Source organism: Microcoleus sp. AR_TQ3_B6 (assembly GCF_036702785.1).
In the GTDB taxonomy this organism is placed as follows: Bacteria; Cyanobacteriota; Cyanobacteriia; order Cyanobacteriales; family Microcoleaceae; genus Microcoleus.
On record NZ_JAUBVJ010000025.1, the window covers coordinates 56,452 to 66,626 of the forward strand.

10 protein-coding genes are annotated in these 10,175 nt (G+C 43.4%); 4 read left to right on the forward strand and 6 right to left on the reverse strand.

Going from position 1 to position 10,175, the window contains the following annotated elements:
* The 3 genes from QUB56_RS14570 to QUB56_RS14580 form a co-directional block, all read right to left on the reverse strand.
* Positions 1-1,929, reverse strand: a 1,929-nt coding sequence (locus tag QUB56_RS14570) for a DUF6923 family protein (RefSeq protein WP_445243347.1), incomplete at its 3' end; no start/stop codon positions are given.
* A 1,307-nt stretch (positions 1,930-3,236) separates the two neighbouring features.
* Positions 3,237-3,473 (reverse strand): hypothetical protein, encoded by a 237-nt coding sequence (locus tag QUB56_RS14575; RefSeq protein WP_332956006.1) that lies wholly within the window; start codon positions 3,471-3,473, stop codon positions 3,237-3,239.
* Between the two features lie 479 nt (positions 3,474-3,952).
* Positions 3,953-4,132, reverse strand: a complete 180-nt coding sequence (locus QUB56_RS14580; RefSeq protein ID WP_332956007.1) for a hypothetical protein — start codon at positions 4,130-4,132, stop codon at positions 3,953-3,955.
* A 330-nt stretch (positions 4,133-4,462) separates the two neighbouring features.
* Between QUB56_RS14580 and remA the strand changes: the two genes are divergently transcribed.
* Positions 4,463-4,729: an extracellular matrix/biofilm regulator RemA gene (gene remA / locus QUB56_RS14585; RefSeq protein ID WP_190733735.1), complete on the forward strand. Its 267-nt coding sequence runs from the start codon at positions 4,463-4,465 to the stop codon at positions 4,727-4,729.
* Between the two features lie 78 nt (positions 4,730-4,807).
* Positions 4,808-5,377 (forward strand): guanylate kinase, encoded by a 570-nt coding sequence (gmk, locus tag QUB56_RS14590; RefSeq protein WP_332956010.1) that lies wholly within the window; start codon positions 4,808-4,810, stop codon positions 5,375-5,377.
* 24 nt (positions 5,378-5,401) lie between these two features.
* On the opposite strand, the gene QUB56_RS14595 is transcribed toward gmk, so the two are convergent.
* Entirely contained in the window at positions 5,402-6,136 is a 735-nt protein-coding gene (locus tag QUB56_RS14595; RefSeq protein ID WP_332956011.1) for a hypothetical protein, read from the reverse strand.
* 235 nt (positions 6,137-6,371) lie between these two features.
* Here QUB56_RS14595 and xseA point away from each other — a divergent pair, with 235 nt between their 5' ends.
* Both xseA and xseB read left to right on the forward strand, forming a co-directional pair.
* Positions 6,372-7,532, forward strand: a complete 1,161-nt coding sequence (gene xseA / locus QUB56_RS14600) for an exodeoxyribonuclease VII large subunit (RefSeq protein WP_332956012.1) — start codon at positions 6,372-6,374, stop codon at positions 7,530-7,532.
* 5 nt (positions 7,533-7,537) lie between these two features.
* Complete coding sequence (gene xseB / locus QUB56_RS14605; protein WP_332956013.1) at positions 7,538-7,765, forward strand: exodeoxyribonuclease VII small subunit; 228 nt, start codon at positions 7,538-7,540, stop codon at positions 7,763-7,765.
* Positions 7,766-8,032: 267 nt separating this feature from the next.
* On the opposite strand, the gene QUB56_RS14610 is transcribed toward xseB, so the two are convergent.
* Both QUB56_RS14610 and QUB56_RS14615 read right to left on the reverse strand, forming a co-directional pair.
* Positions 8,033-8,209, reverse strand: a complete 177-nt coding sequence (locus QUB56_RS14610) for a hypothetical protein (protein WP_332956014.1) — start codon at positions 8,207-8,209, stop codon at positions 8,033-8,035.
* Positions 8,210-8,268: 59 nt separating this feature from the next.
* On the reverse strand, positions 8,269-10,175 hold a 1,907-nt coding region (locus tag QUB56_RS14615; RefSeq protein ID WP_332956015.1), incomplete at its 5' end, for a CHAT domain-containing protein.

Genomic DNA, 10,175 nt, shown 5'->3' on the forward strand with positions numbered 1-10,175 from the left:
ACCGACTGCTTCACGACTGGTAGATTCACCTGAGCCTTGAACATTTGTAACAGTCTCCGAGCTGTTCGCACCGACTGCTTCACGACTGGTAGATTCACCTGAGCCTTGAACATTTGTAACAGTCTCCGAGCTGTTCGCACCGACTGTTTCACGACTGGTAGATTCACCTGAGCCTTGAACATTGGTAACAGTCGGGGTAGTTGGTTGCTGATTCTCCTGGGTCAGTTCAGTTGCGCTTACTGACTCTATTGCGATGATAATTTGTCCTTCATTATCTTCCTTGTAGGTGTCAACAAATAAACCTGTTAAGGTAGTTTTTTCTTTGACCTCTAAAACGACTTCATCTTTGAAACCATTCAATGAAGCCCAAGTTTCTTCAACTTCAATGCCAGTCAGTTTTGTAATAAATTTTCCGCCTTGGAGCCAAATTAAAGCCCAAGGTTCTAGGTCAAACTTCTTGTTATCTGACCAATAACTTGCATTGCTTTCACTAATTTTGAGGCGATAGTTTCCGGGATTTAATTCAATGGAGTTAGTACCCGATTGCTTCAAACTTGCCAACTGATTTTCATCCAGCACATAACTATTGCGTTTGCTATCTACTGTTAAAGTCTGAGGAGTGAAAAATGGCTTGTTACTGGTAATTAAAAGGTCTATTGAGCCGCTATTGTCATTATTGTTAACATCAAAGAACAAAGCATTGAGAACTGTTCTTTGTTTAACTTCTAACTGCAAATTATCATTAGAGCCGTTTAAGGTTGTCCAGGTTGCGCCTACTTCATAACCTGTGCTTTTATTGATAAATTTACTACCATTAACTCCATATATCCACAGTAAGACAAAAGGTTCTCCTTCTGTTTTTGCCTTGGCATATTTGTAGCTACCGCCACTAATTTTGATATCAAAAGTACCTTTCTCGAAAGTAAAGGAAGTTGCAACATTTTGTTGCAGATTGTTCATTTGATCGGGGTTGATAACGTAACAATTGTTTTTAGTATCAATGGTTAAAATGCTCATACCTTCCTCCCTAATTGTTTTGCTTTCTTGAGAAACTATTGCTGGTATACGTTGAGAAGTTTTTTCTGGTTTTACTGCTGCTGGTATACGTTGAGAAGTTTTTTCTGGTTTTACTGCTGCTGGTATACGTTGAGAAGTTTCTTCTTTTGTTGTTTCAGATTTTTCGTCTGACTTGACTTCTGGGGTAATTTCCGTTGTTACTACCGTAGCCGGTTCATAAATACTAATCCCTGCCCAACGACCCTTTGGGTCGGTCATGGTGACTAAAGTTCCCTTACCAGTAGTCGTGTCAATGCGGATTAGTTGACCGTTTTTACCTAAGTTAAAGAAGTTACCAGTCACGCCGTAAAGAACATCACCAACAAATTCCATACTGGCAATATTGGGAAAGCCTATATTACCAATGATGTGGACTTTACTAGTCTCTAAATTACAACTTGCTAATAACTTCTTCTTGTTGTAACCAATCAAGGTAATATAAGCTTTGCCATCAGCATCAAAGGCAACTTCAGCACAGTTGTGGTCTTTATCCGCTACCGTTGCTACTGGCGTACCTTTACCTGTTTCGAGATTAATGGCAATCAGTTGTTTCGCTGTTGTGGCGTAGAGGGTATTACGCGGGCGATTGTATGCTAAACCAGCACAAGCATTGCCAATATCACTAACTACAGTGACATCACCTGTATTCAGGTCAATTTTAACTAGTCGAGTCTTGTCACCGTCCCGATCGAGTCCATATAGTTGCGAACCGACAAAAGCAATGTCATAAACTTCTGTAACTATCTCACCAACAAAAGTAGCTTTACCTGTGGCTAAATCCAGAGTGTAAAGTTTGCTTAATTCATTGGTGACACAATCTTGGATATAAACTGCCCCTGGTTTGACCTTAATAGGTTTAGCTGTGCTACTCATACTTTTTTATTTTTTCTTTCGGTTGAATTTGAAAGTGAAGAATTTCATACTTTCAAAGGTCTATGAGTTTCAATTTCCTACATGAATCAAAACCTAAGCAATAAACATGAATTTTTTACTTGGGATTGTTGTTCTCGGCATAAAAATATGCTGGAATATCACACAACAAAACAAAGTCTGCAATCGTTTTCAGGTGATTTGCAAATATCCATTTTTGCTGAACACGGGCTATTATTAGCACAGTTTTGAACTGCCTACTTTCACGAGTGACAGCAATATCAAGCTGTAAGTCGTCACGAGTCAGAAAGAAAATTGATTTTTATTTAGCTTTGAGGCTTGAATATCATTACTGATTGAACTACACACTAGGGTATATTTTTGTCTACCTAAAGGCAGAGGGTTTTTCCAAAAAATCTCTACTTAGAGGGTGTTGACAAATTTTACACCTTAATCTACAACAGAGATTTTCCCCAAAAATATCGGCCTACAGGGTGTTGACAAATTTTACACTTTGAGATTTTTTAGTAGAAACACTGAATTTAATTAGGGCTTGCTGAATAATCGATCGCAAACTAAGAACAGGAGCGATCGATATACTCAAGCTTGGGTGAATATAAATCTTTCTGTATCGCTTTCCCCAAAGTATAATTGCAGCTTATCCTCAAGCCAAAAACAAGTTTTTTTCCACATAGACATAAAAACACAAAAAAAAACCCGGCGCCACCAGGTAGCAAGGTTCATTACCAACAGGAGTTACGCAACTGTCACAAATGTTCCTTGCACTACGGACAAAAAAATTAGACAATAAACATCGAAATATCGGGGCGTTTCAGTTGCTCAATTAAATAATTTGACAGCAGCCCATGTTTTATTTGATATATTGTTTGACCAGTTTTATAGGCTAAACTTTTGAGCCTTGCCCACATTCGTCGGCGCAAGCAAAGTGATTTCTTTGAATTCTAGCTTTACGGCACGCGGCTTGACTCTATACCTGTTAATTGCTTGAGTTCTCTATGAAATCCCTCAACTTTCCAACGCATGGCACACACTTTTTGTACATCCCTCGTTGTAGATTGATTTAAGTCGTTACTTGCGACATATTCCGTCTTGTTGGGAGAAGCAATGAAGGAGGAATAATTTCATTTTCTTGAATTGGGGAAAGGTTTTAATTTTAATTGTTTTCCCTGACTGTAGCTCAGTTGGCTTCCAACTTAAAGATTCAACAGATTTATAATCTTCACGGGCCTTATGTGTCATCAACCAATCGGTTCTTCTTTAAGGAAAAGTTATATATTTTGCCTAGTTTGTCAATAGCTTGCATGATTTTTTGGCTGGCCTACCATGTGTCCATTAAGACTGTTTTGAAAGCCAACTCCGTATTGGTATACTACCCTTGCAGCAATCGGGTAGGGAAACACTCGCGCTAATTGCTTCAACTTAACTTGTCTTTCTGATTGCAGTAGATTGAGCAGGATACTTAATACTAAAAACTGACTACGAGTTAAGTGTTGCTGGAGATGCGTCTGATAAAATAGAGCTAACATAATTTGTGATAGGTCGTGGATACTTTGAACGGACCTATCTTTTTTTACCACAAGTGGGTCAACGCCTTACCTTGTCTAGCTTCTAACGGGGTTGTCACCCCCCCCTGGTATAAAACTACTTTTTGGGTAAGTTTTGCTGAATTCAAAATGTTTGTAGTGAGGACTAAAGTGCTCAGATTTTTATACTAATATTCCTGGACGCACCGGGACTCAGAAACCGGGTTTTTTTAGGAAAAAACACAGGTTGTGACCCGCAGATTCGGTAAAAAACCCGGTTTCTTTGGTAGGTGTGCGTCGAGAACTGACTAATTCCAAAACTATTGCTAGATATAATCCTGTGACCCTCTGTAGGGAAACGGCAATGCCGTGTCCGGCGCGGGAATCGGCAAATTTTGATAATAGTTATACAATTGATAATTGTAGCAACGCTTTTTTTATTAAAAATTAATAGGACTTGCATTCCTCACTACAAACCAATTTTATTGTAGAACATCATGGCAGACACATCTATAGTTTGGCACATTCCCAATGTTTATGTGTAAAACTGGGGAGAAAGTGCGATCGCCAGCAGCTTTTAGTTTAGGTTGAACGTTCATCAAAGCAGCCTCAGTGTCAATATTGTGAGGACAAACTGCAACGCTGCGAATATTTGCTGTCATTTATCAGTGATTATACTTAACTTGCCCTCCCCCAGCAATTAACTTTATATTTCGCAACATCTATCGGCTTTTATCTCGATACAGCTAATGCTTTTATTAGCGACTAAAAATCGCGGATTTTACCGAATCTTTAATATAGAGCGACAACAGCGAGTCTTTTTTTAATTTTTGTTAAAAAGCGAGGTGTTCGGCGTCGAAAGGGTAAAAATTTTAGGTAGAAACTAAAAAAATTAGTTGAGATTTATTTTAGGATGGTCAGAAAAATTTTTTGTATATATGATAAAAAGTAAGGATTGATAGTGAGTCGTTCACCCATAGATTAAGATTTTCATGGATATTCAATTAATTAATATCGGTTTTGGTAACATTGTGTCTGCTAACCGAGTGATTGCCATTGTCAGTCCCGAGTCAGCGCCAATTAAGCGTATAATTACTGATGCGCGGGAGCGGGGACAACTGGTTGACGCTACTTACGGCCGCCGCACGAGAGCGGTAATTATTACAGATTCGAGTCACGTCATCCTCTCGGCAATTCAGCCGGAAACGGTTGCTAATCGTTTTGTGCTCAGCAAAGACGGTCAAAGTCGGGATGATTGAGGTTTGTTAGTTGCAATTTGAGCGCTTACAGTTTAGAGTAAGCGAAAACTTGAATTGTTACACGTTTCTATTCTAAAAATGAAATTCGGTAAATTAATTGTTCTGACGGGGCCTAGCGGTGTGGGGAAAGGCACCCTAGTTCGATCGCTCCTCAATCGCCATCCCAAATTGTATCTTTCGGTATCGGTGACAACTCGTGAGCCCCGTGAGGGAGAAATTGAGGGACAGCACTACTATTTTGTCAGCCGCAGCCGCTTTACACAAATGGTTGAGGCTGGAGAGTTGGCGGAATGGGCTGAGTTTGCTGGTAATTTTTACGGTACTCCTTATTTTGGTCTCAAGCTAGGAATTGGTGAGGGAAAATGGGTAATCCTCGAAATTGAACTCGAAGGGGCTAGGCAAATTAGGAAGAATTTTCCAGAGGCGCTGCGAATTTTTATTTTACCTCCTTCTTGGGAAGAATTGGAGCGGCGGCTGCGGAGTCGGGGTCAAGATTCCGAAAGTGCGATCGCCCGTCGGTTGCTGCGGGCTAAAGAGGAAATTGAAGCTGCGGGGGAATTTGATTTTCAGGTTGTTAATGATGATTTAGAAGTGGCTTTGAAAAAACTGGAATCAATACTTAATTTGGTTGAGGTTCCAGGTAACTAATGACTAATAACTAATGACTAAGGACTAATGACTAATTACCCATTTTTCCGTCCTGGCTAAAACTTCGCTACTTTCTTTGATAGAAACACAAACTTTAAAATTCAATTCCAGAATATTCAGCGAAGGGTAAAATTTCCGTAGCGGTTCGATTTCGCGAGCAGAACAGCCCAACATTTCCATATAAGCTAGCGTCCACCCAATAGCTGCAATGTCGCTGATATTGCCAGTCCCCTCGCACAGGTGACAGCTAATTTCGCCTTGGGAACCGCACTCGGGACAAACCCAATTGCCGAGAGATGAAGGCGGTTGATTTGTGCGAGCATTAGATGCAGTTTTTAAGGCTTTAATGTGGTTGTGAACTACTTGTTCAAAACTTCGATCTTGGTTGATGCGCTGGAGGGATTTGTGGTGCGATCGCCCGATTTCTTCTGCTGGCTGTTGAAAGGAAGCAAGAGAGGCTGTTTGGTTCTCCCTTGTTACTCTAGATTCGCCTAGGTTCGCAGTTAGCTGAATGCCATAGTCTTTGGACTCGGCAGTTTGAGAGTGGTTGAGTGCGCTGTCCGAGTCGGGTTCGGAAGTTGTGAAGGATGGTTCTATTCGATCGGCAAAATCTTGCATTGAGAGGTGATGTTCGATCGCCAAAGACCAAGTTCTTTTATGTCGGAGGTCGCCATATTTTCTGGCTTCTGCCTCAGTAATGCCGATCGCCGCAGCCTCTTGGCGCAGCAAATTCATCGAAGTCGTTGTATCTGATATCATAAGTTTGTTTGCAGTTAATTTACGATCGCCCGAGCGGCCTACAGATAAATTACCTTAGATATACTACAATAGTCCGGACTATTTTGAGAACCTAGTGGGACACCGTTGATTTTCCGTTAGGAAGTGGATTCTGCAATCGCCCTAAAAGCCTTATTTTACGCTTGGCAATCACACACTGTCCGAAGCATTGATAGTAGCCGAAATCTAAAATCTAAAATCTAAAATCTAAAATTGGATGACTTCAATTCTTCCCGATACAGCTTTATCTGTTGCCGGACTCACATCATACCTGCAAGACTTGTTGGAGGGCGATCGCAACCTGCAATCAATTTGGCTGACAGGCGAGGTGTCGAACGTTTCGCACCACCCCAGCGGCTGCTTTTTCACTCTGTGCGACACCGACAAAAGCGCTGCTATTCGCTGCGTGGTGTGGAATTCTCAGCGGCAAAAATTGGTGCAAATGCCGGCAAAAGGGGAACAGTTGCTGGTTTTGGGAAGCATCCGGGTTTACAAAAATCGCGGCGAGTACCAGTTGACTGTGGTGCAATCGCTACCGGCGGGGGAAGGGTTGCAGGCTTTGCGGTTGCAGCAATTGCGATCGCGCTTGGATGCTGAGGGTTTCTTCGATCCTGCCAGAAAGCGCCCGATTCCCGCACACCCGCAAGTTGTGGCGGTGGTGACATCGGATACTGGCGCGGCTTGGGGAGACATTCAGCGGACTCTAGCCCAAAGATATCCGGGTTTGCGGGTGTTGCTGTCGCCGACTGGAGTGCAGGGAGAATCGGCTGCTGCTGCGATTGCTAGGGCGATCGCCCGGGTAGAATTGGACGGTAGGGCGGATGTGATAATTTTAGGGCGGGGCGGCGGTTCTGCGGAAGATTTGGCTTGTTTTAATGATGAGAGAGTGGTCAGGGCGATCGCGAATTGTGCGATTCCAATTATTACAGGCATCGGGCACGAAAGAGACGAATCTCTCGCGGATTTAGTAGCAGATAAACGAGCCCACACTCCGACTGCGGCGGCGGCTCAAGCTGTACCAATTTTAGCAGATCTTTATTTTGAACACAAGCAGCGAACGGTCAATTTAGCAAGTGCTGTGCGGGCAAGATTTCAGACAGAAGAAGAGCATTTGCAACTGTTACAAAATCGATTAAAACGTTTGCCTGCGACCTCCCGAACTTTGCGGCAAGCAACTGGTAAACTGGAGGTATTGCAAGAAAAGTTATCCGCACTGAATCCGGCGGCGGTTTTGCAAAGGGGTTATGCGGCGGTAATCCAAAGTGACGGTACGATCGTCCGCACAACTGACGGTTTGGAATTGGGAGAGGAATTGACTGTGAGGTTGAGTCGGGGCGTGCTGAAAGTTAAGATTGTAGAAGTATTGGATGCGGAATAAAAGTTATGATTGATTCGCAGTTGCGCCAGTCTGGCTGGAATTATGAGGAAACTGTCGATCGAATTGAAGCGATTATCGATCGGGTGGAATCGGGAGAGTTGCCTCTAGAAGAGGTTTTCGAGCAGTTTGCGGTGGCTGTCGAGTGTTTGCAGGAGTGCGAAAGCTTTTTGGCGCGGGGGAAGGAACAGATGGATTTGGCGATCGAGCTTTTGGCTGCAGAACCGGATTTTTAACCCTTCCAAATCCTGTAGGGGCGGGTTCACCAACCATCAATGAAACCCACAAACAATCTCATAAACCCGCCCCATCCCCGCCCTAAATTTACATCAACATCTTACCAATAAATTCCTCGGGCTGCAGAACCGGATTTTTAACCCTTCCAAATCCTGTAGGGGCGGGTTCACCAACCATCTATGAAATCCACAAACAATCTCATAAACCCGCCCCATCCCCGCCCTAAATTTACATCAACATCTTACCAATAAATTCATCCTACATCTTTATTTTTCGTTGGGTGGGGCGGGTTGACAAAAATATTCATTTTCCGATAGATGGTTTGTGAACCCGCCCCTACAATTCACTGCTTTATACAGCAAATTCCACGTCGGTCGAGTACACCCGTCAAGCGATCGATCGCTGTAGGGAAACGGCACTGCCGTGTCCTCTATCTTTGCCATGTACCTCACTTACCTAAAAAATGCCGTATCAATAACGGTAGCAATTGAGTGCTGATTTCTCAATGCAAACCCTGAGAAATAAACCCCGACCAATAAATCAAATCAGCAAAAGGATTCGGCATTTTATAGAGATTTTGCCGCAGAGTTTCGTATCCTTTAATTTTCTGACAAATCTTTGCCTCCTCCTTAGTTTTTTCCCTTGTTTGTTTATGTAACTCCTTATACTCAGCCGTCCCCCTCTTGTATTTTTTCTCCTGCGCTGTCAACTTCTCCTTTTCCGCCTGCACCTCAACCAATTTCAGCTTTAAATTCTCAATAATCAGCAGAATAATTGCATCTATTTGCGACTTATACATCCCTTCCAACTCCGCACCCGAAATCGTCCGCAACCTCACCTGTGCCCGCCGCAACGCATCGGGGCGACTGCAACCAGCCTGCTGCCGATACTGATAGTAAAAAATCGAAAACAGCGACGTAGCCAAATCATCCACCGCCCACAAAGTGCTGACCACACTCCGAGCCCCCGCACACAAAAACCCCGTTCCCAAGGTAAGAATATCATCGGTAATTGTTGTCATTCCTAAATTGGTTTCGCAGCAGGAGAGAAACACATCGGATAAGTCCGGCAAACGCCAGCCTGGTGTCATTAATTCCCCTAAGGTGATACTCCCATTCCCCAGTAATAATTCCGAGGCCAAAGGATTGTCTAAACGAGACTTGGCGTGATGGCTGGAGTGCAGGATATTAACTGTTTTGACCAAATTGCGATAATTGGCGACTGTTGCTTGTTCGCGTCCTTTTAAGTGTTCCTTGACGGGAACAATTTTGTTGATTTCTTCGCACTCGAAAGGTGTAAAATAGAGGTCGTCGGTGGCATTTTCCACAATGCCGTATTGCGGCGATTCGATGGTTGGGCGTTGATGGCAATACTCTAATATTTTGCAACTGGGCACGTAACGGATTAGGAATTTGTCACCGAGAAACCCTGTCTCTTGCCCCCCCCTTCTTAAGGGGGGCTGGGGGGGGTATACAGGCAATGCCGCCAACGGAATCTGATGCAAATACAGATGGGGAATCACAATCAATTCCTCAATCCCATCCAGATATTTACCAATCAAATCATCAAGTTTTAACCGCTGCGACAACTGAGACAAAAACCCATCCATCCCCTGTTGCCAACTTTTCTGATCCATCACATAAGGCAACAACCAACTCTCCAGAATCCACTGCTGAAAAGTTGCCCGACCCTCTCCCTGACAAGTATGAACCTGCGGGGCTTTATCCTTGTAAATCACAAAAACATGAGTGTCATCATCAGTAGTATAAAAACACAGAATCGCTGTATAGGGATTTTCAATCAGTTGCTGCATCGCCGCAAACTTCATCGCATCGACTTGAAGCTGTCCGGCTAAAACTTTATCTAAACGGCGAATGTTTTGCCAGATTTGCTGTTTCTCGGATTCCAATTGTGCTATCTTCTCCGTGTAAGCAACGACATCCGCCCGACTCCGCGACTGACTCCCCACACTTGCTAATTCTTTATTCCCTGACGATGGATTGCGGAGTTGTTCAACTTCCGCGTCAATTTCCTGTTGCTTTGCCTCAAACTCCCGCAAATAAGTTTGAACTTCGGCCGGAATTTCGCCGCTAGCATACAAGTCATTGCTGTGCATTAAATCGACTAAATGCTTGGAACGGGTTCTGTCACAATATTCTATGGCTTTTTCTAGTTTGCCGCTGTTGACGCAAGCTTGAATCGCGTTTTCGTAAACATCGATCGATTCTGCTATCATTTGTTGGCGGCGAGCGTCGGAAGTTGCCCAACTTCTGCTTTTTTCCACCGCTGTCATCGCTTGTTCGTATCCTTCGATCGCAATGTCCCAGAAACCAGCAGTGAAAGCGGTATTGCCGAGGTTTCTGCCTGATTGCAAGCAATGTAAAGGAAAAGCGGTAGGGGTGTAGACTT

Coding starts and splice junctions, on each gene's coding strand:
- QUB56_RS14575 (WP_332956006.1), bottom strand. CDS start 3,473: ATGTTAGCTCTATTTTATCAGACGCATCTCCAGCAACACTTAACTCGT.
- QUB56_RS14580 (WP_332956007.1), bottom strand. CDS start 4,132: ATGACAGCAAATATTCGCAGCGTTGCAGTTTGTCCTCACAATATTGAC.
- remA (WP_190733735.1), top strand. CDS start 4,463: ATGGATATTCAATTAATTAATATCGGTTTTGGTAACATTGTGTCTGCT.
- gmk (WP_332956010.1), top strand. CDS start 4,808: ATGAAATTCGGTAAATTAATTGTTCTGACGGGGCCTAGCGGTGTGGGG.
- QUB56_RS14595 (WP_332956011.1), bottom strand. CDS start 6,136: ATGATATCAGATACAACGACTTCGATGAATTTGCTGCGCCAAGAGGCT.
- xseA (WP_332956012.1), top strand. CDS start 6,372: ATGACTTCAATTCTTCCCGATACAGCTTTATCTGTTGCCGGACTCACA.
- xseB (WP_332956013.1), top strand. CDS start 7,538: ATGATTGATTCGCAGTTGCGCCAGTCTGGCTGGAATTATGAGGAAACT.
- QUB56_RS14610 (WP_332956014.1), bottom strand. CDS start 8,209: ATGGCAAAGATAGAGGACACGGCAGTGCCGTTTCCCTACAGCGATCGA.